The sequence below is a fragment of the Pseudomonas sp. GM79 genome (genome assembly GCF_000282495.1).
Lineage (GTDB): Bacteria > Pseudomonadota > Gammaproteobacteria > Pseudomonadales > Pseudomonadaceae > Aquipseudomonas.
Window position 1 is genome coordinate 1 of record NZ_AKJE01000083.1, and the last position, 25,305, is coordinate 25,305.

19 protein-coding genes, 1 tRNA gene and 2 pseudogenes are annotated in these 25,305 nt (G+C 59.2%); 10 read left to right on the forward strand and 12 right to left on the reverse strand.

Features of this window, described 5'->3' with window-relative positions; translation table 11 throughout:
• Positions 1-111: 111 nt before the first annotated feature.
• The 3 genes from PMI36_RS07580 to PMI36_RS07570 are packed head-to-tail and all read left to right on the forward strand — an operon-like array spanning position 112 to position 3,677.
• Positions 112-771 carry a paraquat-inducible protein A gene (locus PMI36_RS07580; RefSeq protein WP_008074140.1) on the forward strand — a complete coding sequence of 220 codons (660 nt, stop codon included), beginning with the start codon at positions 112-114 and terminating at the stop codon, positions 769-771.
• Positions 758-1,381, forward strand: a complete 624-nt coding sequence (locus PMI36_RS07575) for a paraquat-inducible protein A (RefSeq protein ID WP_007896874.1) — start codon at positions 758-760, stop codon at positions 1,379-1,381. Before PMI36_RS07580 ends, PMI36_RS07575 begins: the two co-directional genes overlap by 14 nt.
• Positions 1,374-3,677, forward strand: coding sequence for a PqiB family protein (locus tag PMI36_RS07570; protein WP_008074141.1), 2,304 nt, complete (start codon positions 1,374-1,376; stop codon positions 3,675-3,677). The genes PMI36_RS07575 and PMI36_RS07570 overlap by 8 nt, the downstream gene beginning before the upstream one ends.
• 222 nt (positions 3,678-3,899) lie before the next feature.
• Here PMI36_RS07570 and mksF read toward each other — a convergent pair whose 3' ends face one another.
• The 3 genes from mksF to mksB are packed head-to-tail and all read right to left on the reverse strand — an operon-like array spanning position 3,900 to position 8,705.
• A complete protein-coding gene (gene mksF, locus PMI36_RS07565; RefSeq protein WP_008074143.1) occupies positions 3,900-6,740 on the reverse strand; it encodes an Mks condensin complex protein MksF in 2,841 nt (946 codons plus the stop codon).
• Entirely contained in the window at positions 6,737-7,438 is a 702-nt protein-coding gene (gene mksE, locus PMI36_RS07560; protein ID WP_008074145.1) for an Mks condensin complex protein MksE, read from the reverse strand. Before mksE ends, mksF begins: the two co-directional genes overlap by 4 nt.
• A complete protein-coding gene (gene mksB, locus PMI36_RS07555; RefSeq protein ID WP_008074147.1) occupies positions 7,428-8,705 on the reverse strand; it encodes an Mks condensin complex protein MksB in 1,278 nt (425 codons plus the stop codon). Before mksB ends, mksE begins: the two co-directional genes overlap by 11 nt.
• Positions 8,706-8,911: 206 nt before the next feature.
• Between mksB and PMI36_RS07550 the strand changes: the two genes are divergently transcribed.
• Together PMI36_RS07550 and rimI are read left to right on the forward strand one after the other, a co-directional pair.
• Positions 8,912-9,652, forward strand: coding sequence for a hypothetical protein (locus PMI36_RS07550; RefSeq protein ID WP_008074149.1), 741 nt, complete (start codon positions 8,912-8,914; stop codon positions 9,650-9,652).
• Positions 9,645-10,097: a ribosomal protein S18-alanine N-acetyltransferase gene (gene rimI, locus PMI36_RS07545; protein WP_007896888.1), complete on the forward strand. Its 453-nt coding sequence runs from the start codon at positions 9,645-9,647 to the stop codon at positions 10,095-10,097. The genes PMI36_RS07550 and rimI overlap by 8 nt, the downstream gene beginning before the upstream one ends.
• A 101-nt stretch (positions 10,098-10,198) precedes the next feature.
• Here the strand turns inward: rimI and PMI36_RS07540 are convergent, their stop codons facing one another.
• Entirely contained in the window at positions 10,199-10,603 is a 405-nt protein-coding gene (locus PMI36_RS07540; RefSeq protein ID WP_008074152.1) for a hypothetical protein, read from the reverse strand.
• A 183-nt stretch (positions 10,604-10,786) separates the two neighbouring features.
• Here PMI36_RS07540 and can point away from each other — a divergent pair, with 183 nt between their 5' ends.
• A complete protein-coding gene (can, locus tag PMI36_RS07535; RefSeq protein WP_008074153.1) occupies positions 10,787-11,431 on the forward strand; it encodes a carbonate dehydratase in 645 nt (214 codons plus the stop codon).
• Between the two features lie 7 nt (positions 11,432-11,438).
• Here can and PMI36_RS07530 read toward each other — a convergent pair whose 3' ends face one another.
• Entirely contained in the window at positions 11,439-11,963 is a 525-nt protein-coding gene (locus PMI36_RS07530) for an SET domain-containing protein-lysine N-methyltransferase (RefSeq protein WP_008074155.1), read from the reverse strand.
• A 179-nt stretch (positions 11,964-12,142) separates the two neighbouring features.
• On the reverse strand, positions 12,143-13,318 hold the full coding sequence (locus PMI36_RS07525) for a hypothetical protein (protein WP_008074157.1): 1,176 nt from the start codon (positions 13,316-13,318) through the stop codon (positions 12,143-12,145).
• A gap of 281 nt (positions 13,319-13,599) precedes the next feature.
• Here PMI36_RS07525 and PMI36_RS07520 point away from each other — a divergent pair, with 281 nt between their 5' ends.
• The 3 genes and pseudogenes from PMI36_RS07520 to PMI36_RS32515 form a co-directional block, all read left to right on the forward strand.
• A complete protein-coding gene (locus tag PMI36_RS07520; RefSeq protein WP_008074159.1) occupies positions 13,600-14,913 on the forward strand; it encodes an MFS transporter in 1,314 nt (437 codons plus the stop codon).
• 208 nt (positions 14,914-15,121) lie between these two features.
• Positions 15,122-15,808: pseudogene (locus PMI36_RS32510) on the forward strand (PAS domain-containing protein); the annotation flags it as partial.
• 108 nt (positions 15,809-15,916) lie between these two features.
• Positions 15,917-16,348 (forward strand): annotated as a pseudogene (locus PMI36_RS32515) (methyl-accepting chemotaxis protein); the annotation flags it as partial.
• Between the two features lie 129 nt (positions 16,349-16,477).
• On the opposite strand, the gene ggt reads toward PMI36_RS32515, so the two are convergent.
• The 3 genes from ggt to PMI36_RS07500 all read right to left on the reverse strand — a co-directional run bounded on the left by ggt (position 16,478) and on the right by PMI36_RS07500 (position 20,722).
• A complete protein-coding gene (gene ggt, locus PMI36_RS07510; protein ID WP_032830576.1) occupies positions 16,478-18,322 on the reverse strand; it encodes a gamma-glutamyltransferase in 1,845 nt (614 codons plus the stop codon).
• A gap of 149 nt (positions 18,323-18,471) precedes the next feature.
• Positions 18,472-18,548: transfer RNA gene (locus PMI36_RS07505), tRNA-Met, on the reverse strand.
• 116 nt (positions 18,549-18,664) lie between these two features.
• Positions 18,665-20,722, reverse strand: coding sequence for a methyl-accepting chemotaxis protein (locus PMI36_RS07500; protein ID WP_008074172.1), 2,058 nt, complete (start codon positions 20,720-20,722; stop codon positions 18,665-18,667).
• A 324-nt stretch (positions 20,723-21,046) separates the two neighbouring features.
• On the opposite strand from PMI36_RS07500, the gene PMI36_RS07495 reads away from it, so the two are divergent.
• On the forward strand, positions 21,047-22,264 hold the full coding sequence (locus tag PMI36_RS07495) for an MFS transporter (protein ID WP_008074174.1): 1,218 nt from the start codon (positions 21,047-21,049) through the stop codon (positions 22,262-22,264).
• A 15-nt stretch (positions 22,265-22,279) separates the two neighbouring features.
• Here the strand turns inward: PMI36_RS07495 and PMI36_RS07490 are convergent, their stop codons facing one another.
• From PMI36_RS07490 to pth, 3 genes are all read right to left on the reverse strand, one after another.
• Entirely contained in the window at positions 22,280-23,293 is a 1,014-nt protein-coding gene (locus PMI36_RS07490; RefSeq protein WP_008074175.1) for a 1-aminocyclopropane-1-carboxylate deaminase, read from the reverse strand.
• Positions 23,294-23,596: 303 nt separating this feature from the next.
• A complete protein-coding gene (gene ychF, locus PMI36_RS07485; protein WP_007905794.1) occupies positions 23,597-24,697 on the reverse strand; it encodes a redox-regulated ATPase YchF in 1,101 nt (366 codons plus the stop codon).
• Positions 24,698-24,720: 23 nt separating this feature from the next.
• The gene (gene pth, locus PMI36_RS07480) at positions 24,721-25,305 is read right to left on the reverse strand and encodes an aminoacyl-tRNA hydrolase (RefSeq protein WP_008074178.1); all 585 of its coding nucleotides are present in this window, start codon (positions 25,303-25,305) and stop codon (positions 24,721-24,723) included.

Genomic DNA, 25,305 nt, shown 5'->3' on the forward strand with positions numbered 1-25,305 from the left:
GTTTTGTTTTGCCCGCAGGAAAAGAGCACTCTGGCGACAATACAAAATTGCACAGTTATTTTCGAGTCAGGACACTAGAATAGGTCCAACTTATTTGGAGCCAGAGCCTTTATGCCAGATCCGGTTGACGCCCCAGGGCTGTCAGATTTACCGCTGGACGACTTGGTAGCGTGTCATGAGTGCGACTTGCTGATGCGCAAGCCTGAGCTTGCTCATGGTGAGAAAGCCATCTGTGTACGCTGCGGTTATGAGCTGTATGCCCATCGACACAATGTCGTGCAGCGCAGTCTCGCCTTGGTCATTGCCGCGCTGTTGTTGTTCATCCCGGCGAACTTTTTACCCATCATGCAGCTCCATCTACTCGGACAGTCGTCGCACGATACTGTCTGGAGTGGCGTTGTCGGTCTGTTCGATACCGGTATGCAGGGCGTAGCGGCAGTAGTATTCCTTTGCAGCATGGGGATTCCGCTGCTCAAGCTGCTTTGCCAGCTGTTCGTGTTGCTGAGTATTCGCTTCGATATCGGACGCAGTTATGGCCTGCTGCTCTACCGCATTTATCACCATCTACGGGACTGGGGGATGCTCGAGGTTTACCTCATGGGCGTACTGGTTGCGATCGTCAAATTGGCCGATATGGCGGCGATTACCGTAGGTCTTGGTCTTGTGTGCTTCATCAGTTTGTTGTTGGTTCAGGTCTGGCTGGAAGTAGTGATGTCACCGCACCAGATCTGGCAGGCTCTATCAGGAGAGGATGCCCATGCGGGCGATTGATGCAGGCATTTTGATTTGTGCCGAATGCCACGAATTGAATAAACAGGAAGCCGATACCGACGAGCAGGTTTGCACTCGCTGCGGTGCGCTGGTTCACGCCCGCCGCCCGAACAGTCTGATGCGTACTTGGGCGTTATTAATCACGGGGGCGATTCTCTACATCCCGGCCAATGTGCTACCGATCATGACCGTCAATTCCCTGGGGCAGGGCGATCCGAGCACCATTATGTCCGGTGTGATCCAGCTGGTTCAGCACGGCATGATTCCAATCGCCGCCGTGGTTTTTATCGCCAGCATTCTGGTTCCCACGTTCAAGCTGGTGGGCATCGCATTGCTGCTGTTTTCGGTGCAGCGCCGTCAGCCGCTCTCGGCACGCCAGCGCATTCTGATGTACCGCTTTATCGAGTTCATCGGCCGCTGGTCGATGCTGGATATCTTTGTAATCGCCATTCTGGTGGCGGTTGTGAATTTTGGACGGCTTGCCAGCATCGAAGCCAATCTTGGCGCCATCGCCTTCGCCAGTGTGGTGATTCTGACGATGCTTGCCGCAGTAACTTTCGATCCCCGACTGATTTGGGATAACACGGAGTCGGACGACGACCATGACTGATTTGCCTAAAGCGAAAACCCGACCGGCCTCGAACTGGTCAGCTATTTGGGTGTTGCCCCTGATCGCCTTGATCATCGGCGGCTGGCTCGGCTGGCGTGCCTACAGCGAGACGGGCATCGAGATTCAGGTGCGCTTCGAAAGCGGCGAAGGCATTCAGGCCAACAAGACCGAAGTTGTCTACAAAGGCATGTCGGTCGGCAAGGTGAAAGCCCTCAAACTCGATGACGAAGGCAGCTCCAAAGGAGTGATCGCTACCATCGAGATGAACAAGGACGTGGAGCAATACCTCAAGACCAGCACGCGGTTCTGGCTGGTCAAACCGAGTGTGAGTCTGGCCGGTATCACGGGCCTGGAGACGCTGGTCTCGGGTAACTATGTGGCCGTTAGCCCAGGCGAAGGCGAGCCGACCCGCAAGTTCAAAGCCCTGGCCCAGGAGCCTCCGCTATCGGACGCGCAACCCGGCCTGCACTTGACCATCAAGGCTGATCGCCTCGGCTCGCTGAATCGCGGCAGCCCGGTGTTCTACAAGCAGATTCAGGTCGGTCAGATCAAAAGCTATGTGCTGTCCGCAGACCAAAGCACTGTCGAACTCAAAGTCTTCATTGAGCCGACCTACGCCAGCCTGGTGCGTAAACACACGCGTTTCTGGAATGCCAGCGGCATCAGTATCGACGCCAACCTTTCTGGTGTAAAAGTACGTAGCGAGTCCCTCGCCAGCATCGTCGCTGGTGGTATTGCATTTGCCACTCCGGAAAATCGCAAGGACAGCCCGCCTACCGATCCAAGCCTGCCGTTCCGTCTCTATGAGGATTTCGATGCGGCTGCAGCCGGTATTCGGGTCAAGGTCAAACTCAGCGATTTCGAAGGCCTGCAGTCCGGTCGTACGCCGGTGATGTACAAAGGCATCCAGGTCGGCAATTTAAAAACGCTCAAGGTCGATCCGGACCTGTCCAGTGCGACCGCCGAGTTGACGCTCGATCCGCTGGCCGAGGACTATCTGGTTACCGGCACTCAGTTCTGGGTGGTAAAACCATCGATTTCGCTCGCCGGTATTACAGGCCTGGAAGCGCTGGTCAAAGGTAACTACATCGCTGTGCGCCCAGGCGACAAGGGCGGTGCGCCGCAGCGCGAGTTCGAAGCCCGGCCCAAGGCGCCGCCGCTGGACCTGCGTTCGCCAGGCCTGCATTTGGTGTTGTTCACCGAAAACCTGGGGTCTCTGGAAGTCGGCAGTCCGATTCTCTACAAACAGGTCAAGGTCGGTTCGGTTCAAAGCTATCAATTCTCCCGCACCAAAAAGCAGCTGGTGATCGGGGTGCATATCGAGAAGGAATACGAAGGGCTGGTCAACGCCTCGACGCGTTTCTGGAATGCCAGCGGCATTACGCTCACCGGTGGATTAACCGGCGGCATCCAGGTCAAAAGTGAGTCGTTGCAGAGCCTGATGGCCGGTGGCATCGCCTTCGAAACCCCGGAAGCCAAAGCGCCGTTGCAAAAGCGTATTCCGCGTTTCCGCCTGCATGCCAACCATGATGAGGCAACGCAGAGAGGCACGGTGGTGACGATCAAAGTCGATCGCGCCGATGGCCTGCGCAATGGCACGCCGGTTCGATTCAAAGGCCTGGACGTTGGCAAGATTGAGGACGTCGACCTCAGTGATGACCTTCAATCAGTACTGCTGACCGCGCGGATCACCGAAGTGCCGGAGCGTATCGCTCGGGTCGGCAGTCAGTTCTGGGTGGTTAAACCTGAGCTCGGTCTGATTAAAACCTCGAACCTCGACACTTTGGTCACCGGGCAATACATCGAAGTACAACCGGCGCCGAAGAACCTCGGCCCACAGAAGACTTTCGTGGCCTTGACCAATCCTCCGGAAATCGCCAAGGAAGAGGCTGGTTTAAGCCTGGTGTTGAGCGCTGCTCGCCGGGGTTCGCTGAAGGCAGGCGTCCCCGTTACCTATCGCGAAATCACGGTAGGCAAGGTGACCGGCTATGAACTGGGCCAGACGGCTGATCGTGTGTTGGTGCACATCCTGATCGAACCGAAGTATGCGCCGCTGGTGCGCAGTGGCACGCGGTTCTGGAACACCAGTGGTTTTGGTTTTGACTACGGCTTGTTCAAAGGCGCGACAATACGCACCGAATCGCTGGAGACGCTGGTCCAGGGCGGCATTGCGTTTGCTACACCGGATGGCGACCGCATGGGCGTTCCGGCGCGGCCCGAGCAAACATTCCCGCTGTTCGACCAGTTCGAAGATGAGTGGCTGACCTGGGCGCCGAAGATTTCTCTCGGTAAGTAATTCAGGTTGATTGGGCGTCTGAGAAGACGCCTTCGCGGGCAAGCCCGCTCCCACAGTGATCGGGTGGCGTACCCAAAATCCGGGTTCAATACAAAACCCTGTGGGAGCGGGCTTGCCCGCGAAGAGGCCCTCAAGTTCACCCAAAATTTTAGGAATGTACCCAAAAACAAAAAGGCCGTGATCCATTTGGATCGCGGCCTTTTTTATGCTTCGGTTTAAGCGTCAGACCGCATCCAGCTCTGGCTCATCAGCTTGTACAACAACGGTTGCCTTCACTTCATCGTGGCGACGAATGTACTTCCAGTCCGCCTCGTCGATGTAAATGCCGTTCGGGCCGCTGCCGCCTTCCAGATCGATGGCGACACTGGCGCAAACTTGCGGCTTCACACTCGCCAGAATCGGCACGAAGCCCAATTGCAGGCTGGTTTCCAGCAGTGCTGCCTGGTTCTTCTCGTCGATGTCCGCCGCTTCGTCGAGGTAGTACGGCAGGCGTACGCGACCGGCCTGGTCGCGGTCCATCAAGTGCAGCAACAAGTACATGTTGGTCAGTGCCTTGATGGTCATGGTGGTGCCGTTGGACGCCGCGCCGTCGATGTCGGTGTGGATCACCGGCTGACCGTTGACCTTGGTGATCTCGAACGCCAGCTCGAACAGATCCTTGAGGCCGAGCTGGTTGTGGTTTGCCGCCACCAGCCGCGCCAGGTATTCCTTGGCCTCTTCGTTCTTGTTGTCTTGATCGGCGCTTTGGCTCAGGTCGAAGACGGAAAGGGTTTCACCTTCTTCGTACTGACCGGCGCTGTGGATGATCTGGTCAATGTGCTTGAGCGCTTCCTTGTTCGGCGCGAGCACGATGCGGAAGCTTTGCAGGTTGGAGACCTGACGCTTGTTGATCTCGCGGTTGAACAGCGCCAGTTGATGTTCGAGGCTGTCATAGTCGCTGCGAATGTTACGCAGGGTCCGGGCGATGTCGGTGACGGCTGCACGACGGGCCTTGCCGAGAGTCAGGGCTTCGTCGGTGCGGTGTGCGTACGCGTTGATCAGCAGTTGCAGGCGACGCTCCATATCGTCTTCGCTGTCGAACTTGGCCACGCCCTTGAGGCGAACCTGAGCATAGAGCGCGTCGATCTGCCCGTCGCTGCGCAGCAGGCCTTGCCAGCTGTCCTGATAGTCGTTGAGCAACGGCAACAGGTTGTCCATGGAGTCGTCGACCGGGTCCATGAACGGCGTGCCGAATGGCAGGTCCGCCGGCAACAGCTGACGGCGGCGCAGGGCGTCGTCGAGGGTGCGTTGCTTGGCTTCCATGTCGCCGATCTGCCGCCCGACCAGTTGCAGCTTGGCCGACAGTTGCTGGACGCGCTCGGTGAAGGCATCGCTGGAACGCTTCAATTCGTCCTGAGCAGCTTCCATCTGCGCCAACTGCTCAAGCTTGTCGCCTTCCTCGGCGCTCAGGGTTTGCGCGCGGCGGAAATCTTCCAGGGCTTTCTGCGCATCCAGCACTTGCTGGTACAGCGCTTCAGTCTGGGTCTTGCTGGCCGCGCGGTCGGCTGCCACGGCAGCTTGAGTTTTCAGCTGCTTGAGTTCTTTTTCCAGGCGGTCTTTCTGATCGCGCAGCGCTGCGCGGTCAGCCAGGGCTTGCAGCGCTGGTGGCTCGATGTGCGAGATGTCGATGGACAGGCCCGGCACTTCGAAACGCTCGCCTTTGAAACCATCGAGGATCAGCTCCAAGGATTTGACCCACTGACCGTCCTCGTCCAGCGTAATGCCATGTTCACCCAGTGGCAGGCTGAACAACGCGCTGTTGAACAGGCGCATCAGGCGCTCGACGTCCTGCTGCGAAAACTCTTCGCGCAGGCGGGCGTAGCTGTTGTTGTCGGCGTGGTCGAGTTGCTGCTTAACCGATTTGAGGCGTTTTTCCAGATCCCGCAGACGCTCTTCTAGGTCTTCGGCACTGAACTGCCGCGACTGGGCCAGTGCACCGGCCAGTTCGTCGTGCGCGTCTTTGGCGGCGAGCAGTTGCTGCTCGAGGACTTTGACGTCATCGACCAGCGCGAAGCGATGCTTGAGCACCGACAATTCGCCGAGCCAGCGCTGGATGCCGGTGATTTCCCGCTCCAGACGCATCAGCTCCTGAGTGCCGCCGCGTTGATCGTTTTGCAGCGCGTCCTGCTCGTTGCGGTAGTGCTCGGCCTGAATCGTCAGCTCTTCCTTGCGCGCACTGGCGTAGTCCGACCAGGTGCCGAGCAGGGAGTCGAGCAGCGGCGACAGGCGATGCAGTTTGCCGCGCAGGATATTGCGCTGGGCCACGCCTGCGGCCAGCGCTTCAACCAGCGGGCCGGCGGTAACCAGCGAGTTGTAGTCCTGCTCCATGCGACGAACATCGCGGAAGGCTTCTTCGCACGCGGCGATGTAGTCGACGCTGCCGGAACGCAGGCTGTGTTCGAAGGCATCGAGGAACAACTGCTTGAGTTTGGCCGCGGTGATTTCGCGCATGTGCAGCAAGTTGATGAACAGGGCGCGGAAGGTCTTCAGGCTCTGCTCGCTGGTGGAGCGCAGCGGGATCAGCGTCAGGTCCAGCGGAATCGAGGTGTGACCGCCCACCAACAAACGACGCAGTTCATCCGGCTTGAGTTCATAGGCTTTCAGGCCTTCGCGCTCAAGGTTGGTGAACAGCTCTTTCTGCCGCAGGCAGGTGTCGTCTTTCTGGTAATGGGCCAGATCGAGTTTGCCGGCGTAGGCAAAGAACTGGTGACCGAAACCGCCGCCCGGGCCGCGTCCGACCACGCCGATTACGTGCGGGCCGTGGGGCAGGGAGACTTCCACCAGGATGTAACTGGTGTCCGAGGCGAAGTAGAAGCGCCGGGATTGTTCCAGGCTGTACTTGCCGAAACTCATGTCCGACATGCGCGCCAGAATCGGGAACTGCAAGGCGTTGATCGATGCGGATTTACCGAGGTTGTTCGCGCCGTAAACCGACAGCGGTTCTTCCAGCGGGAACAGGCCGAGGCTGTAACCGGCGGTGTTCAAAAGGGCAAAGCGGCGAATGCCGTAGCGTTCCTTGCTCATGCGTCGGTCTCCTGTTCTTCGGCAATGGCGCGGGCCATGGCGTCTTCTTCGCTTTCTTCAGCGAAGTCACTCAGATCCAGCGGGTCGTCTGTTTGCAGCAGCTTCTCGTCGCTGTCGTCATCGATAAGCACCGGGACCGGCAATGGCAACACGCTGTGCAGGCTGGCCGCCAGATCGCGGTCCTGCTGAACCGACAGGCAGACGTCGAGGAAACGGTGCATCGGTGGCAGGAAACGATAGATACCGGGCTCTTCGCTGGCGAAACCGAGCTGGGTCATGCGGCGCATGATCTTTTCTTCCAGTTCGTCCTGAGTCTGGACCTCGGCCTGGATGAACAGGTCGCGGTACTTTTCCAGAAGCGATGGCAGTTCATCACGACCGAGACTGCCGCCGTCGAGCACGGAGATCGGGTCGCGGCCCTGGTCGGCCAGATGCTCGACGAGGATGAAGGTGAACAGCGCCAGACGTTGCGCGGTCTTGTTTACTGCCGCCGCAGCCAGGTCCGGAACGAAGTAATAGAAACCACGGGTGTCGCAGACCAGTTCAAAGCCCAGCGCCTTGAACAACGTACGGTACTGGTCCTGGAAGTTCGACAGTTGCGCGTACAGCTCCGGATCGCGGCGGCTGACGTGGTAGCCCTTGAACAGCTCGCGAAAGATCGGCGCCAGCTGGGACAGTTCGTTTAGATCAAGATGCATATGGGGTGCTCGCAGAATCCTCGGCGGCGGTGTCGCCGGCCGAGAGCAGGGCGAAGGAGCGCAGGCTGACCTGGTGCTCGTGAGTGTGGTAATCGCGGCGTTCCAGACGCTCGCGTTTGAAGCGTTTTTCCCGCGACAGGCGCGAGAACCAGTAGAGCAATTCGTCGGTGGCGCCGTCCGGCTCCTGCTCCAGCAGCCAGGTCATCAGGTCCGGCATCGGCAGGGCGTCTTCGCAGCGTTCGAGCATTTCCCGAACCGTGCGTGGCGCGCGCGGGGCTTCACCTTTCTGGGTCTTGTGCGCCTTGGGGAAACGCGCCGGTTTGGGTTCGAAACGGGCCAAGGCGTACACGTAGGCTTCGACTTGACTGGCGCTCCCGAGGAAGGTGCTTTGCGGTCGGGTGAACATCGGCATCGCGGCTTGCGGTACCGCATCGATGCCTTTACGACGAATGGCCGACAAGGCTAGCGCCGCGCCACGGGTCACGGCGTTGTGCCGGCGGGCTTCTTCACGCAGCGGCAGCAGCAGTTCACGGGCATGACGCAGCGTCAGTTGGGCGCTGGTCTGCATTTCGAGGATGCGCGCGTGGGTGCGCAGCAGCATGTCGTCGTCGACCAGATGGCCGAGGCGCTGCTGTTCGGAGAGCATCTTCAGCAAGACCGTTTCGACCTTGCGCACGCCTTGTTCGAAGGCGCCGTCGGCATTCACCAGTTCAATCATCGGCTCGACGTATTCGTCCCAGGTCGCCAGCACTTCAGCGTAGCGCTGACGCAGCGGGATCTGCCGATCGCTGGTTTTCGCCCGTTCGGCGACGGCCACCAACGCCTGTTCGTCGTTGTCGAGTTTTTTCAGCACATCGCGCACGCGCATGTCGAGCAGACGCAACTGGCGCGCCAGATCATTGCCGTCGCGAATGTCGAAGGCGTCCTGAATGTAACCGGCCAGGCGCTCGAGATGGCGCAAATAGGCTTCGATTTCCAGGCACAGGCCCAGACGGTGCTCACGGCGCAGGTAAGCGAGGAAATCGTGGATCTGCGCGTTGAGCTCGAAACGGTTCGGGCTTTTCGCCACGGGAACCAGAATGTCGAGGCGGATCCACACGTCCAGCAGGCTGGTGATGTCCTGCGGCGTACTGTCGAGTTGCTGGGCGGCCAGTTGCGTGCGCAGTTCGTTGAGGCTCAGGGTGCCTTGGTCGAAGTGCTCGCACAGTGGCTCCAGAAGTGCCCAGTGTTCAGCGAGGGCGCGCAAGACGCGCTTGGGTTCGATCATCGGAATGGCCGGCTGGTTGGCGATTAAAAGTCGCGATTGTACTGCATCACGCCCGTTGCGATTCACTCTCGGGACGGACAGTTGGCTTTCTATCGATCAAGCGTGGGCGATCTTGAGCGAAGGGCGGTAGAATCACCGCACTTTAGTTATCCACAAGTGGCCGACCTTTGCTTATCGAGTCCCGTCGCCGCGCTTATTTGACCGCCATGCAGGTGGTCAACTGGCTGCCGCGCACCGAATTGCCCTTTGCTGCGCCCTCGCGGCCCGAACTGCTGGAGATGCCCGAGCCGTTGGTCGTCGCCCCGGTTGCGCCGGCTCCTGTGGCCGAGGCACCGATGGAGCCCGTGGTCAAACCGGCCGAGCGGGTGAAGATCGAGGTGCCACGGCCATCGTTGGCCAGCACCCGCACGAACGCCAAGGTCGAAGAAGAAGAGGCCCCGGTCGCGATCAAGGCACCGGTCGTTCCGCCACCGCGTTTCGCCCTTCAATTGCTGCGCGCAGGTCGTTGCCTGTTGCTGGTGGAGTTACCCACAGGCGAAAGCTTCCAGACCCGCGATCCGGCCTATCTTTTGCTCAAGGACATGCTGCGCGCCGCCGGTCTGCCAGACAGCCCGCAGATCGTCGGCGAGCCGGTGCGCTGGCCACTGCTGGCTCGCGGCACCATGGATCAAGGGCCGGAAGCAGCTCGGGATTTCGTACAAGGCTTTCTGTCGGCCCGTTTGGAAGACGCGCCATGCGTCTGCCTGTGGCTGATCGGCTTGCCGGCGGTGCGTTTTGCTGGTGAGGCGAACGCCGAATCCTTCAACCGTGAACTTCAGGTCGAAGGCCTGGGTTCGGTCTGGGCCCTGCCGGGTCTGGAATTATTAATGGAAGAGCCACAGCGTAAGGCTGATGTCTGGCAAGCCATGCGTCGGCTGATGGCGCGCTGGAAAGAATCGAATGAGTGACGCTGTATCGTTCCGCCCGATGACCGAGGCGGACCTGGACACTGTACTGAAAATTGAATACGCGGCTTACAGCCACCCCTGGACCCGCGGGATTTTTCTCGATGGTCTGGGCAAGTACCAGATCTGGCTGATGTTCGAAGGGCAGCAGCAGGTCGGTCATGGCGTGGTGCAGATCATTCTCGACGAGGCGCATTTGCTGAACATCACCGTCAAACCGGAAAATCAGGGCCGAGGCCTGGGTTTGACGCTGCTGGAGCATTTGATGTCGATTGCCTACAAGGCAGAGGCGCGGGAATGTTTTCTGGAGGTGCGCGACAGCAACCGGGCGGCGTTTCGGTTGTATGAGCGGTATGGATTCAACGAAATCGGACGTCGGCGCGATTACTACCCCGCTGTTGGCGGGCGCGAAGATGCCGTGGTCATGGCCTGTACATTAGTGGATTGAGCCTTGAAAGCTTCGCGGGCAAGCCTCGCTCCTACGGGCCGAGGCACAGAACCCGTAGGAGCGAGGCTTGCCCGCGAAGGCGTCCTCACTGACGACAACGATCAACGCTTGCCATCCATTGGATCGCGCTGCGCCATCTCTGCTTCGTCCAACCCATTGCCCCCGCCGATGTCGTCCTCATCGACAATGCTCAAATCCCAATCCGCCTGGCCGCCTTCACCCTCTTCATGGGCGTCCCGTGCGCCGTCTTCACGGATCAAGGTTTCCGGGCTCATGTCATCGTCGGTGGATTCATGGTCATCGGTCGAGCCCCCGGTCATGCCAGCTTCACGGACGCGTTCGTCGGGGATTTTCTGCGCACGCTCGCGTTCGGGGATCAGGTCGCCGATTCTGGTGCCTGGTTCTTCCTCGTCGAAATCCAGCTCATGCACTGAGCCCATGCGGTCTTCGTTGTCATCGATGGGCTCGGGTTGCGCCTTATCGAACGGACGTCGTGAATCAGTCATGGCATTCCCTCATACTGTAGGCCTTACTACAGTTGACCCACTGGGCTTGCGAGAATTCCACCGGCAGGGAACGTCGGCTCGCCGTTATAGGCATCAGGGCATCAGGGGGTATCTGCATCGCGCGCGTGACCCCGACAGGCGGTTGTCTGTCAAACCAGCGCATCATTCTCGAGGCTTCATTGCATGAACGACTTACAAGATCTGATTGATAACAACGAGCGCTGGGCCGATGCGATCAAGCAGGAAGATCCTGATTTCTTCGCCAAGCTAGCCCGTCAGCAAACCCCGGAATACCTGTGGATCGGCTGTTCCGATGCGCGCGTGCCAGCAAACGAGATCGTCGGCATGTTGCCGGGCGATCTGTTCGTCCACCGTAACGTGGCCAACGTGGTGCTGCACACTGACCTCAACTGCCTGTCAGTGATTCAGTACGCGGTCGATGTGCTCAAGGTCAAACACATTCTGGTGACCGGCCACTATGGCTGCGGCGGTGTACGCGCCTCGATGCAGGACCGTCAGTTGGGCCTGATCGACGGTTGGTTGCGCTCGATTCGCGATCTCTATTATGAAAAGCGCGACGAACTGGCCAAGTTGTCCACCGAAGAAGAGCGGGTCGACCGCCTTTGCGAGCTCAACGTGATCCAGCAGGTGGCCAACGTCGGTCATACCAGCATTGTGCAAAACGCCTGGCACCGTGGTCAGAGCCTGTCGATCCATGGTTGCATCTATGGCATCAAGGATGGACGCTGGAAAAGCCTGAACGCCACCATCAGCGGTTTCGAACAGTTGCCGCCGCAGTACCGTTTGCGTCCGGTCGAAACGTTGTAAGAGCCTTTCAGCTGGAACTTCGTCGACGCCAGTGTTGAAAAAACTGTTCTCCATTGGCGTTCGGCGACTCGTCATAGCCGATGATCCAGCCCCGGCAGCAGGGACAACCGCAGCGGCAAGCGAACTGCCGCTGCAGTTTGTCTTCTGTCGCGGCGAAATCCATCGTCAGTCGATCACCTTTTTTGATGTCCTTGAGTGCCCATAACCACAGCTCGCTCATGTCGAGAAAGACGTTGGGATCGCAGGAGTGGCTCAGCAGGCCGCAGAAGCGCGGATCGTAGAGGTGGATTCCTGGAGCCAGTTGCCGAGTGTGTCGGCAGCGATAGGGCAGCAAATGTCCGGAAACCCGGCAGATTCGGCTGATGCGCGGGAACTCGCGCAGTGCCACGACAGCCACTGCCAATCCCTGAGCGTTGTAGATGATTTCAAAGTCGTCTTTGGAGGGGAACCCAAGACGAAGGGGCAATTCTACAAACGGATAGATGCCATTCGATGGCGGTGGGGGTATTGCCTGTTCTGCATGAGCTCTCATAACAATCCTTGTCAGGCGAGTGCTACGACCGCCGTCTACTGACATCCTGTCAGCCCTGCAGCACATGGTATGCCCCAAGATCTCGCAAATGAAACGATCAGTCTACTGTCAAATATGACAGGCGAAAAAGGCTCTTTTCCGCGTCAGCCATGGCTCACGCGAGAAAGAGCTTTATCGTTTTACAAGTGTGGAGCAGGGGCGGAGGAGGTCACAAGGGCTGGACTCTTCAACTGTTTCAACTGAGATTTGACCTGCGCTGTCGAGCACTTGGCCACGGCCTGTTCAGGCGTCAGGTTGCGGATCGAGGTGTAGAACAGTTCGCAGGTTTTTTCTTTCTGGGTCACTTGCCAGGTCTGAGTACAGCTTTTCAGCTGAACGGTAGGGTCAGTGCCCGGTTTGCTGCCCATCCCGGCCTGCCAGCACGCGGCGCTCAAATCCTGCCCCATGACTTTCAGCCCCGCAGCATCGGCCTTGGCCTGGGCATCGCTGCCGCTATAGGCCTCGGGATCGGCGGCGTACCAGATGTAGCTCGGGTGGTTGGAACCCAGTACGGGTACTTTCACACCCTCGCTCGGGCTGATGGTTGCCTGGCCCAGCACGTCTACGGTCGGCCCATATTGTTGCTTGATCCAGTTACGTACCGGTGCGCCGAAGGCGACCATTGGCAATGCTGCGCCGCTGGCGTTCTGGCTGACTTCCTTGACCATGGTGGTCTGGTAATCCTTGAAGTAGTCATAGACGCCTTCAAGGTCCTTACCGGCGCTGGACGGCGCGGCAATCGGCGCGATGTCGATGATGGTCTGATAGCCCGGTGTCTGGTCGTCGGGGATGCCATTGGCAGTCAGCAGCGTGGCCCAACGGTCGGTCGTCTTGGACTCCAGGTAGTCCTGGGCTTGGGTCAGCGAGTAATCCGGCGGGAAGTGCAGCAGTTCGATGCTTTTGCGATTTTCCAGCGCCATGCCCAGCGGCAGGAACAAGTACCAGTTATAGGTCCATTTTTTATCGGCACTCAGTTTGCTGGCGCCGTTGTAAGCCAAATCTCCGGCATTGAGCAACGCGGTCAATGGCTTGTCATAGCCTTTGGGCACACCGCTGATAGTGGCGTAGAGCTGATTGTTGTCGGTCTTTACCAGCACTTTTGCGGTTTTGTAGCCATCGCGCTGTACGCTTTGGGTCAGGTAATGCTCGACGGTCTGCTCCAGCGTCCAGTCGCGATAGCAGATGACGTTGCAGTTGTTGGGGTAGGAGAACAGCCGGGTGACCCGTTCGGTACTGCCCAGATTCAGATCGACATCGGCGTGGACGGCGGTACTCAGGGTGAGTGCGGCCAGGGTGAGTCCTGCGAGTTTTAACATGCTCAGATCCTTTTCAGCGTGAGCCCTCGGAGGCGGGGCGAGTACATACTGAAACTACTTGTGTCGAACGGTCCAGTACCCACATGAAAAGATCGCCAGTCTGAGAGCATCCTTCATCCGCGAAAGCATCTTTCGTCGGGGCGCTGGCAGTGAGGGATGGAAGAGTGGGCCAGTGCTGACGTTGTTTTGGGTGTTTGGGACCAGGGTCTGATGGGTTGTCCACAAGCGCATTTGCGTAGACCATGGGCGCCTTGGTTTTTTGCCTGCCAGAGTTCTTTGCCATGACTGCCAACACCGACGCGCGCCCGACGCCCTTCACCCGCTCGGACTACAAGACCCTGGGGCTTGCAGCCCTTGGTGGCGCGCTGGAAATCTACGACTTCATCATTTTCGTATTTTTCGCGCTGACCCTCAGCCAATTGTTCTTCCCGCCCGAAATGCCCGAATGGCTGCGCCTGCTGCAAAGCTTCGGGATTTTCGTCACCGGCTACCTGGCGCGTCCGTTGGGTGGAATCCTGATGGCGCATTTCGCCGATCGACTGGGGCGTAAGAAGGTTTTCAGCCTGAGCATCCTGATGATGGCGTTGCCATGCCTGCTGATCGGGATCATGCCGACTTACGCCCAGATCGGCTATTTCGCACCGCTGTTGCTGTTGGCCCTGAGGGTCCTGCAAGGCGCGGCGGTGGGCGGTGAAGTGCCGAGCGCCTGGGTATTCGTCGCCGAACATGCACCGGTCGGGCATCGCGGCTATGCCCTCGGTTTCCTGCAGGCGGGGCTGACTTTGGGCTACTTGATCGGAGCCCTGACGGCGACCTTTCTGGCTCAGACGTTCACCCCGGCGGAAATCCTTGATTACGCCTGGCGCTACCCGTTTCTCCTTGGCGGTGTGTTTGGCGTCATTGGTGTCTGGCTACGTCGCTGGCTCAGTGAAACCCCGGTATTCATGGCGATGCAGGCCCAGCGCGAGGCTACTGTCGAACTGCCGCTGCGCACGGTCCTGCGAGAGCACCGCCTGGCGATGCTGCCGGCGATGATCCTCACCTGCGTGCTGACCTCGGCCGTGGTGGTATTCGTGGTCATTACCCCGACCATGATGCAAAAAACCTTCGGCATGACCGCCAGTCATACCTTCGCCCTGAGTGCCTTGGGCATCGTGTTTCTGAACATCGGCTGTGTGCTCGCGGGGCTGCTTGTCGATCGCATCGGCGCCTGGCGCACGGTGATGCTGTATAGCCTGCTGCTGCCTCTGGGTATTGGCGTGCTCTACACCTGCCTGATCATTGAAGGCCAGTGGCTCGGTCTGGCCTATGCAGTGGCAGGCCTCTCTTGCGGGGTAGTCGGCGCAGTGCCGTCGGTGATGGTCAGCCTGTTTCCGGCGCGGATTCGCGTCTCGGGGATTTCCTTTACCTACAACATTGCCTACGCCGCCTGGGCCAGCGTCACACCGCTGTTGTTGATCGGTCTGATGCCGTGGAGTCCGTGGATTTGTGTGATTTTCTGCGCAGTGATGGGGGCGGTGGGCATCAGCAGCGCGGCGTATTTCGGCACGCGAGTACCGCGAATTGGGCGCTGTTCGGTAGCCGGCGCGGTATAAAGATGTTCGTTTTGCCACTATTTTTGTAGGACAACCCTGAAACACTCTTCAGAAAATATACCCAAGGCCGATGGCTAGGCTGTATCCAGCTTTTTATCCCTGTCCATCGGTGCTTCCCATGTTCAACAAACGCTTGAAGCAGGAGCTGTCGGCTCTTCGCGAAGAACTCTCCAGCCTTCAGCAAGTCAAGGAGAGCCTGGACAGCGAGATGCTGGTCCTGACCCTTGATTCCGATGGCAGGATTCAATCGGTCAACCAGAACTTTATGGGTGAAATGCTCTACAAGGGCAACGAACTGATCGGCCGACACATCGAAGACATCGTCCCGGTTCATGTGAAGTCGGACGAATTCCACCGCCGCTTCAAGACTGCGCTAACCCGTGGCGAGCATTTTGCCGGCACGGTTCGTTTATTGCGGGGCAATGGTGCCGAAGCCTGGCTGCGGTCGATCATGCAGCCGGTGCGCTCCGCGGATGGCCGGATCAAACACTTCTCGATTTACTCCAGCGACCTGACCCGCACCATCGAGGCGTCTCGTGAGCATGAGAACCTGATCGGCGCGCTAGTGCGCTCTACGGCGGTCATCGAGTTCGACCTCAATGGCAACGTGCTGATGGCCAACGAGCGGTTTCTCAACGGCATGGGTTACAGTCTGGCGCAGGTCCAGGGCAAACATCACCGCACCTTCTGTGAGCCAGAGGAATACAACAGCCCCGAGTATCAGAACTTCTGGCGCCGCTTGAACGCCGGCGAATTTGTGGCTGATCGCTTCAAGCGCGTCGACAGCCACGGCCGCGTGGTCTGGCTGGAGGCTTCCTACAATCCGGTGGTCGACGCCAACAACAAACTCTACAAAGTGGTGAAGTTCGCCACGGTGATTACCGAGCAAGTCAATCAGGAACAGGCCGTCGCCGAAGCGGCCAACATCGCCTATAGCACCTCGCTGCAAACCGACAGCAGCGCCCAGCGCGGTACCACCGTGGTGACTCAAGCGGTGGACGTCATGCGTGACTTGGCCAAACACATGCAAACCGCAGGCGAAGGCATCGAGGCGCTGAACGAGCAATCACTGGTGATCGGCACCATCGTCAAAACCATCAGTGGCATCGCCGAACAGACCAACCTGCTGGCGCTCAATGCGGCCATCGAAGCCGCTCGCGCCGGTGAGCAGGGTCGAGGTTTTGCCGTGGTGGCTGATGAAGTCCGGCAACTGGCCTCGCGCACCAGCCAGGCGACCGATGAAATTGTCGGCGTCGTACGCCAGAACCAGGACATGGCACGCAACGCCGTGGCCCTGATGACCGATGGCAAACTCCAGGCCGAACAGGGGCTGGCACTGGCAGCGGAGGCGGGCACAGTGATCGTCGAGATTCAGGACGGGGCGCAGAAAGTGGTGAACGCGGTTGGGCAGTTTGCCAATCAATTATCAACTTGATGCTCGCTGTGCGGCGTGAATAGCCCTAAAAAGGTCACGCCTGCTTTTGCGGCTTGATCAGACCAGGATTCTTCGCTAACAAAAAAAGGCCTACCGCCCGGTAAGCCTTTCCTCAGTTTTGCGTACGACTCAATCCCCCAACGCTTCTCCCTCACGTCGCGGATCGGCCCCGCCGGCCAACGCCGCTTTCCCTTGCGCATCCTTGACCCGAACAATCGCCTGAGTCCCGCTGGTCATGTCGATCTCGTTCACGCTGTGCCCTTTGTCCTTCAGCGCCTGAATCAGCTCTGTGCTGAACTGACCCTGTTCCAGTTCGGTCGGGCCGTTACGGCTGCCGAAATTGGGCAGGTTGATGGCCGCTTGCGGATCGAGATTCCAGTCGAGCAGGCCGATGGTGGATTTGACCACGTACTCGATGATCTGCGAGCCGCCGGGGGAGCCGACGGTGGCCAGGAACTCGCCGTTCTGACGGTCGAAGATCAGCGTGGGTGCCATGGACGAGCGCGGGCGTTTACCCGGTTCAACACGGTTGGCGACTTTTTGCCCGTTTTCTTCGGGGATGAACGAGAAGTCGGTCATCTGGTTGTTGAGCAGGAAACCCTGGACCATCAGGTGCGAGCCAAATGCTGCCTCCACGGTGGTGGTCATGGACACGGCGCCGCCTGAGTCATCGACCGCCACCACTTGGGAGGTGGAGATGCGCAGTGGCGAGCGGTCCGGCGCGTAGGCAACCCGAATGCCCGGCGGGGTACCGGGTTTGGCCATACCCATGCTGCGATCGCCGATCAAGGAGGCGCGGCTGGTCAAATAAGTCGGGTCGATCAGACCTTTTACCGGCACAGGTACGAAGTCGGTGTCGGCGACATACTGCGCTCGGTCGGCGTAAGCCAGGCGCTCGGCTTCGGCGATCAGGTGCACAGCTTCCGGGGCGGGTTCGATGCCTGCCGGTTTGCTGGTCTTGAGCGGTTTGAGTGGTGCAAGGGCAAAACGCGGGTCGCGGGATTCCAATGCCTGCAAGGTGCCAAGAATTTGCGCCACGGCGATCCCGCCCGACGATGGGGGCGGCATGCCGCAGACCTGCCAGCGTTTGTAGTCGGTGCACAGCGGCGCGCGCTCCTTGGCCTTGTAGCCTTGGAGGTCGTTCAGCGACAGGCTGCCGGGGTTGGCGTGGCCCTGAACCTTGGCGACGATCTCATTTGCGATCGGGCCTTTGTACAGTGCGTCGGGACCTTCCTTGGCGATGCGCTTGAACACTGCGGCGAGTGCCGGATTTTTTAGTTGCGTACCGACGGCTTTCGGGCTGCCATCGGCATTCAGAAAGTAGGCGGCCATGTCCGGTGAGCGCGGTATGAACGAGTCCGCCGCGATTAACTGATGCAGTCGTGGCGAGATGGCGAAGCCTTGTTCCGCGAGTTTGATCGCGGATTCGAACAGCTTCGTCCACGGTAGGCGACCGTGTTTCTGATGGGCCAGCTCTAGCGCCCGCAATACACCCGGCGTCCCCACCGAGCGCCCGCCGATCTGTGCCTGGGTGAACGGCATTGGTTTACCGTCGGCTTGCAGGAACAGTTTCTCGGTGGCGCCGGCCGGAGCGGTTTCGCGCCCGTCATAGGTGCGTACAGCCTTGCCATCCCCCAGCACAATCAACGCGCCACCGCCGATACCCGATGATTGCGGTTCGACCAGCGTCAACACCGCTTGCATGGCAATGACCGCATCTATCGCCGAGCCGCCCTGACGCAGCATCTCCCGCCCGGCTTCGGCTGCCAGCGGGTTGGCGGCTGCGGCCATGTGTTTCGAGGCATGCCGGGTCTGCAGGTCGGTGCGATAACCAGAGGCGATTTCTGGCGCGACCGGCAGAGTAGAGACTGGCGGCGAAGAGGGCAGGGTATTACACGCGGCGAGGGTTAAAGCGGTGGCGATCAGCGAAAAAGCTGACAGGCGATAGCGACTCAAGTGGAAGGCTGAGAACACGCGGGGCACTCCGTCCATGGGATAAAATGTCCGGGGACTTTATCGGCCTGGGAGACGCGACGCAAATCAGGTCCGCTGTCCTGAAACAATGCCACTTTTCTCGAGGCATAAAAAAACGGCCTACCTTTCGGTAAGCCGTTTTTAGTACTTGGTGGCTACACAGGGACTTGAACCCCGGACCCCAGCATTATGAATGCTATGCTCTAACCAACTGAGCTATGTAGCCAAGTGGCGCGCATTATTCACCTGGAACGAAGATGCGTCAAGCGTAAATTTAAAATATTTCTCCACACTTTCAACCGCTTATCCCGCTGACCCGAAAAGTCGGGTCAGCGGAGGGCGTCAACCGAGCTGAAATCTCCCGGTATTCGCACTCAAGGCCTTGCTGCCCTGGCTCAAGGTGTCCGCAGCCAGGTTCACCGCCCGTGCGCCTTCAAGCAAGCGTACCGCCGCCTGATCGACTTGCTGGATGTTGCCGCTGACTTCATCGGCGGTGCTCGCTTGCTCTTCGACAGCGGTGGCGATCTGCGCCAGGGTGTCGGTGACGCTCTGCACCGCGCTGGCGATTTCCCCCAGGCGCTCGCCGAGGCCCGTGACGGCTTGCGCGTCCGATTGTGCCTGGCCGCAGGCGGCTTCCATCAGGCTTACCGCTTCGTTGACGGTGCTGCGCAGGCTGTCGACGGTGCCGGCGATTTGCGCAGTGGAGGACTGGGTGCGTTGCGACAGGCTGCGCACTTCATCGGCCACTACGGCAAAACCACGACCTTGCTCGCCGGCCCGTGCGGCCTCGATGGCGGCGTTGAGGGCCAGCAGGTTGGTCTGCTCGGCGACGCCGCGAATGGTATCGACCACCAATTGAATTTGCTGTCCTTGCTCGCTGACCCGACCCAATGCCGCCGCGGTGTCGTTCAAACGCTGATTGAGCTGCTGAATACTCGCTGTCGTGCGTTGGCTGTCTCGGCTGCTGTCGGCGGCGATGCGCTGGGTGTGCTGAGCGCTGCCTGAGGCCTGTTCGCAACTCTGGGCGACCCCTTGCGAGGTCGCCGCCAATTGCGTGGCCGCAGCGGCGATCTGACTGATCTGCAACTGCTGAGCCTCGACTTCGCCTAGCGCGCCGCTGGAGTGATCGTTGAGCGCGCGCACCGCGTTGCTCAGTTGCAGGGTTTCGTGATCGACCCCCAACAGACTGTTGCGCAGTTGCACCACGGCGACATTCAAGGCGGTGCTGATCGCCGCCAGTTCGTCGCGGCCCTGCACCGGTACTTGCAAGCTCAGGTTGCCGTCACGCAGTGCTTCGGCCAGGAGCGTGATGCCACTGGCGCTGCGACGGATCGAGGCCTGTAAACAGATAAACAGGTACAGCGCGGCCAGCAGCAGGCAGCCCAAAATTGTCGCCACCAGAATGAACTGGCGAATGGCCGAGCCGTGGTAATAATCCAGTCGTTGATCCAGGGAAACCAACGATTGCTGGCGCAACTTGGCGAGGTCGCCAAGGAGGGCGTCGAGGCTGCGTTCAAAGTCTTCCGGTTTGAGGTTGATGCTGCCGCCGAAGACGCCCTCATCCAGCACTTTCAAACCGGCGTCCAGGTGTTTGAGGCTGTCGTGGTATTGCCCGGCCCAGGTTTGCAGGGCGCTGGGCAGGCGTGTTTCCAGCAGGCCAGCCGTTTTAACAAGCTGCTCCCGCGCATCGCCGATGCGGCTACGCAAGTCCCGCAGTTGTAGACGGCTTTGCAGAGTGAACTGCCCGGATACTACTGAGGCCTGACCGACCGCGGCGAGACGCCCGACCCGTTCGATCAGGTCCGGTGCGTGTTGAGTGGAAATCTGCGTCAGCAGCCAGGTTTCCAGCCACGGTGCGAGGGTCAGGCGAGTGTCCATGGCAATTTGTTCGCGCAAGGCTTGCAGAGCACTCAAGGCATGGGTGAAGCGATCGTAACCGTCTGGCCACCAACCGACGTTGCTCAGGCTTTTCGAGTCCAGGCCGGTGAGGGCGGTTTGCAGAGCCTGATAGCGGGTGAGGGTTTGACCCTCGGCGCCTTCGGTTTTCAGGGTATTGCCCAAGTCCGTAATGGCTTGGGCGACGGCCGGCTGAACCTCGTCGAACGCTGCCATCGCCGCGATGGTTGCGGGTGTCGGTTGGCGATTGGTTTCGGTGGCGCGCCAACGAGCTGCGCGGTCACGCTGGGCGGCGAGCAGGTTGTCGAGCGCATCGAGGGCGAGCAATTGCCGAACCCCGGCGCGTTCGCCAGAGATCAGGCTCAACTTGTCACGATGGTCCTGGCCGATCATCCACAGGCTGCCCGCCAGTGGCAGGATAAACAGCAGAAACAGCAGCTGAAATTTGCGCGCGAAGCCGAATCGCCCCAGCAGCCCGATCCCCGGTGATAAAAAAGCCTGCATGCCCCATGACTCCTCTGGACACCACGCCCCATTGGCGTGCATCGAGGTCATTGCGACCGCGACTTGTGCCCTTCTAAAAGGCCTCGAAAGTTCACCTCGGTCCGCTCTGTAGGCCGACTCTGTAGCGAAACTTCCCATTCTCGGTTCCCTTTGTAAGGGGCCGCGTTGAAGCGGATAAGCAAGGCAAGATTCAGACCATGGCGTTGCGCTATCACCTTCTTTTTTTGAAGTCGTTAGCAGGCTAAGGGGATAGCGCACCTGCACCGAAAAATGGCACATTGACCGACCTGCCAGTGCGCACCCATCCGCAGTACGGAAACTCTCATGGCCATCAGCAACGCTCAGTCCGCCGCGACGTCGGCGCCCGCCACTTCACAAAGCAGTCCGTTGGTCATGCGCATCATCGGCGCGGTAGCGCTGGCGCATTTGATCAACGACCTGATTCAGGCGGTATTGCCGTCGATCTATCCGATGCTCAAGGCCAGCTATGGCCTGACCTTCACCCAGATCGGTCTGATCACCCTGACCTTTCAACTGACGGCCTCGCTGTTGCAGCCATGGGTCGGTTACCACACTGATCGTCATCCCAAACCCTGGCTGTTGCCGGCCGGTACTGTCTGCACATTGATCGGCATTCTGCTGATGTCTGTGGTCGGAAGTTTTCCGATGATTCTGCTGGCGGCGGGGTTGATCGGTGTCGGTTCATCGACCTTTCACCCGGAAGCTTCCCGTGTGGCGCGACTGGCCTCGGGTGGGCGTTTCGGCTTGGCGCAGTCGACGTTTCAGGTCGGCGGTAATGCGGGTTCGGCTTTCGGGCCGTTGCTGGCGGCGGCGATCATCATTCCCTACGGTCAGGGGCATGTGGCCTGGTTCGGATTGTTCGCGCTGTTTGCGCTGTTCGTGCTGTATCGGATCAGCCGTTGGTATGCCAACCACCTGAACCTGTTCAAACTCAAACAAGGTCAGGCAGCGACTCACGGCTTGTCGAAAGGCCGGGTGATCAGCGCGCTGGTAGTGCTTGGATTGCTGGTGTTCTCCAAGTATTTCTACATGGCCAGTCTCACCAGTTACTTCACGTTCTACCTGATTGAAAAATTCGACCTGTCGGTGGCCAGTTCGCAGCTGCATCTGTTCCTGTTTCTCGGTGCGGTAGCGGCAGGGACCTTCTTCGGCGGGCCGATTGGCGACAAGATCGGGCGCAAGGCGGTGATCTGGTTCTCGATCCTTGGCGTCGCACCGTTCACCCTGATGTTGCCCCACGTCGATCTGTTCTGGACCAGCGTCCTGAGCGTGGTGATCGGATTCATCCTCGCCTCGGCGTTCTCGGCCATCGTGGTGTATGCGCAAGAACTGGTGCCGGGGAATGTCGGGATGATTGCCGGGGTGTTCTTCGGTCTGATGTTCGGTTTCGGCGGGATTGGCGCGGCATTGCTTGGGCATCTGGCGGATATTCACGGCATTGAATATGTGTACTTCCTGTGCTCGTCCTTGCCGCTGCTTGGGGTGTTGGCGATCTTCTTGCCAAGAACCCGAAAAGTCTGAGGCGGACCGGCAAAGTCAGCCGTTTCGATAGATATAGCTATACGCGTTAATCGCTGGTACCCCGCCAAGATGTGCATAAAGTACCTTCGACCCCGTCGGGAAAAACCCTTGGCGGACAAGATCAATGAGGCCTTGCATGGATTTTCCCTCGTAGACCGGGTCCGTCATCATGCCTTCCATGCGAGCGCACAAACGGATGGCTGCGTTGGTTTCTTCTGATGGAATGCCGTAGGCCGGATAGGCGTAGTCTTCTTTAAGGACAACATCGTCAGCGGTGATTTCCTGGCCAAGCCCAATAAGCTGCGCCGTATGCTGAGCGATTGCCAATACTTGTGCCCTGGTTTGCTCAGGCGTGGCAGAGGCGTCAATACCAATCACATTGCGAGCACGTCCATCCTTGGCGAACCCAACCAGCATGCCCGCATGGGTGGAGCCAGTCACCGTGCAGACGATGATGTAATCAAATTTGATCCCCATCCTGGCTTCTTGCTCGCGTACTTCTTCGGCGAAGCCGACATAGCCGAGACCTCCATATTTGTGCATGGACGCACCGGCGGGAATAGCATAGGGTTTGCCTCCTTTGGCCTTGACGTCCTCCAGCGCCCGCTCCCAGCTCTCGCGGATACCGATATCGAAACCTTCGTCGACGAATTCAATCTCCGCTCCCAGCACGCGGCTCATCAGAATATTCCCAACCCGGTCGTAGACTGCATCCGGGAATGGAACCCAGCTTTCTTGAACGAGACGGCACTTCATACCGAGTTTGGCCGCGACAGCTGCGACCTGGCGCGTGTGGTTCGACTGGACACCACCGATGGACACTAACGTGTCTGCCTGCGAAGCGATTGCATCGGGAATGATGTATTCCAGCTTTCGGATCTTGTTGCCGCCAAACGCAAGTCCAGAGTTGCAGTCTTCACGTTTGGCATAGAGATCGATATTGCCACCGAGACAGGCCGATAGACGATTCAGTTTCTCGATCGGCGTTGGGCCAAACATGAGTGGATAGCGCTCGAATGTCTCCAGCATGACGGTTCCCCTGATCACGGATAAGCCGTTTTTTTAGTCTAGCAGAGCGCCTGTGTGAGAACGCGTGTCGCCGGGGGGGGGCGATCTGCGGTGAAACTCACTGCTTGCGAGGAAGGGTCTGTGCCCGATGTCGAGTTTCAATGGGGCAGTTTTCAGTATGTCGCCGCTTCCAGACCAATAGGGAGTGAGCAGATGGTCGTTCTGATCAACAACCCGTGAGCCCAAGACGCAAAAATCCCCGTATCAGCGAGTGATTACGGGGATTTTCAGTCTATCGAGGTCCGTGTAAATCCACGGTCACCGTTACACGTTAAAACGGAAGTGCATCACGTCGCCGTCTTTCACGATGTAATCCTTGCCTTCCAGACGCCATTTGCCGGCTTCTTTGGTGCCGGCTTCGCCCTTGTACTGGATGAAGTCGTCGTAGGCGATGACTTCGGCGCGGATGAAGCCTTTTTCGAAGTCGGTGTGGATCACGCCAGCGGCTTGTGGTGCGGTGGCACCGACGCGGACGGTCCAGGCGCGGACTTCTTCGACACCGGCGGTGAAGTAGGTCTGCAGGTGCAGCATTTCGTAGCCGGCGCGGATTACGCGGTTCAGGCCAGGCTCTTCGAGGCCCAGGGCTTCGAGGAACATGTCTTTCTCTTCACCGTCTTCCAGTTCGGCGATTTCGGCTTCGATCTTGTTGCAGACCGGAACCACCATGGCGCCTTCTTCTTCGGCGATGGCTTTGACGATGTCCAGCAGTGGGTTGTTCTCGAAACCGTCTTCAGCAACGTTGGCGATGTACATGACCGGCTTGGTGGTCAGCAGATGGAAGCCACGAATCACCGCTTTGTCGTCGGCGCCCATGTTCTTCATCAGCGTGCGCGCTGGCTTGCCGAGGGTGAAGTGAGCGATCAACTGCTCCAGCAGGGCTTTTTGGACTACGGCGTCCTTGTCACCACCTTTGGCGTTACGGGCGACTTTCTGCAGTTGCTTCTCGCAACTGTCGAGGTCGGCGAAGATCAGTTCCAGGTCGATGATCTCGATGTCGCGTTTCGGGTCGACGCTGTTGGAGACGTGAATCACGTTCTCGTCTTCGAAGCAGCGGACCACGTGAGCGATGGCATCGGTCTCGCGGATGTTGGCGAGGAACTTGTTGCCCAGGCCTTCACCTTTCGAGGCGCCGGCAACCAGGCCGGCGATGTCGACGAACTCCATGGTGGTCGGCAGGATGCGCTTTGGATTGACGATGGCTGCCAGGGCTTCCAGACGCGGATCCGGCATCGGCACGATGCCGGTGTTCGGCTCGATCGTGCAGAAGGGGAAGTTCTCGGCCGCGATCCCGGATTTGGTCAGGGCGTTGAACAGGGTGGACTTGCCGACGTTAGGCAGGCCGACGATGCCGCAATTGAATCCCATGGTGTTTCCCCGAGGAGTTAGAGTCAGGCCTTCTGGCTGTGCAGGTTTTTCATCGCGCGGTTCCATTCCCCGGCGAGGATATCCGGCAGCACGCCGAGGGCAAAGTCGATGCTGGCATCGAGTTTTTCCTGTTCGGCGCGTGGCGCACGACCCAGGACGAAATTTGAAACCATACTGGCAACGCCCGGGTGGCCAATGCCAAGCCGCAAGCGGTGAAAGGTATTCTGATTGCCCAGTTGCGCGATGATGTCGCGCAACCCGTTGTGACCGCCATGGCCGCCGCCCTGTTTGAGCTTGGCAACGCCCGGAGGCAGATCGAGTTCGTCATGCGCCACCAGGATTTCTTCAGGCTTGATGCGGAAGAAGCCGGCAAGTGCCGCGACGGCCTGGCCGCTGCGGTTCATGTAGGTGGTGGGAATCAGCAGACGAACATCCTGACCCTGATGCGAATAGCGCCCGGTCAGGCCGAAATATTTGCGATCGGCCACAAGGTTGACGCCCTGTGCTTGTGCGATGCGCTCAACAAAAAGGGCCCCTGCGTTATGCCGGGTCTGTTCGTATTCAGCGCCTGGATTTCCCAGGCCAACGATCAGTTTGATGGCAGTCAC

Bases quoted from the DNA above. Each gene is read 5' to 3' on its own strand.
- PMI36_RS07580 (WP_008074140.1), top strand. From the start codon at position 112: ATGCCAGATCCGGTTGACGCCCCAGGGCTGTCAGATTTACCGCTGGAC.
- PMI36_RS07575 (WP_007896874.1), top strand. From the start codon at position 758: ATGCGGGCGATTGATGCAGGCATTTTGATTTGTGCCGAATGCCACGAA.
- PMI36_RS07570 (WP_008074141.1), top strand. From the start codon at position 1,374: ATGACTGATTTGCCTAAAGCGAAAACCCGACCGGCCTCGAACTGGTCA.
- mksF (WP_008074143.1), bottom strand. From the start codon at position 6,740: ATGAGCAAGGAACGCTACGGCATTCGCCGCTTTGCCCTTTTGAACACC.
- mksE (WP_008074145.1), bottom strand. From the start codon at position 7,438: ATGCATCTTGATCTAAACGAACTGTCCCAGCTGGCGCCGATCTTTCGC.
- mksB (WP_008074147.1), bottom strand. From the start codon at position 8,705: ATGATCGAACCCAAGCGCGTCTTGCGCGCCCTCGCTGAACACTGGGCA.
- PMI36_RS07550 (WP_008074149.1), top strand. From the start codon at position 8,912: ATGCAGGTGGTCAACTGGCTGCCGCGCACCGAATTGCCCTTTGCTGCG.
- rimI (WP_007896888.1), top strand. From the start codon at position 9,645: ATGAGTGACGCTGTATCGTTCCGCCCGATGACCGAGGCGGACCTGGAC.
- PMI36_RS07540 (WP_008074152.1), bottom strand. From the start codon at position 10,603: ATGACTGATTCACGACGTCCGTTCGATAAGGCGCAACCCGAGCCCATC.
- can (WP_008074153.1), top strand. From the start codon at position 10,787: ATGAACGACTTACAAGATCTGATTGATAACAACGAGCGCTGGGCCGAT.
- PMI36_RS07530 (WP_008074155.1), bottom strand. From the start codon at position 11,963: ATGAGAGCTCATGCAGAACAGGCAATACCCCCACCGCCATCGAATGGC.
- PMI36_RS07525 (WP_008074157.1), bottom strand. From the start codon at position 13,318: ATGTTAAAACTCGCAGGACTCACCCTGGCCGCACTCACCCTGAGTACC.
- PMI36_RS07520 (WP_008074159.1), top strand. From the start codon at position 13,600: ATGACTGCCAACACCGACGCGCGCCCGACGCCCTTCACCCGCTCGGAC.
- PMI36_RS07500 (WP_008074172.1), bottom strand. From the start codon at position 20,722: ATGCAGGCTTTTTTATCACCGGGGATCGGGCTGCTGGGGCGATTCGGC.
- PMI36_RS07495 (WP_008074174.1), top strand. From the start codon at position 21,047: ATGGCCATCAGCAACGCTCAGTCCGCCGCGACGTCGGCGCCCGCCACT.
- PMI36_RS07490 (WP_008074175.1), bottom strand. From the start codon at position 23,293: ATGCTGGAGACATTCGAGCGCTATCCACTCATGTTTGGCCCAACGCCG.
- ychF (WP_007905794.1), bottom strand. From the start codon at position 24,697: ATGGGATTCAATTGCGGCATCGTCGGCCTGCCTAACGTCGGCAAGTCC.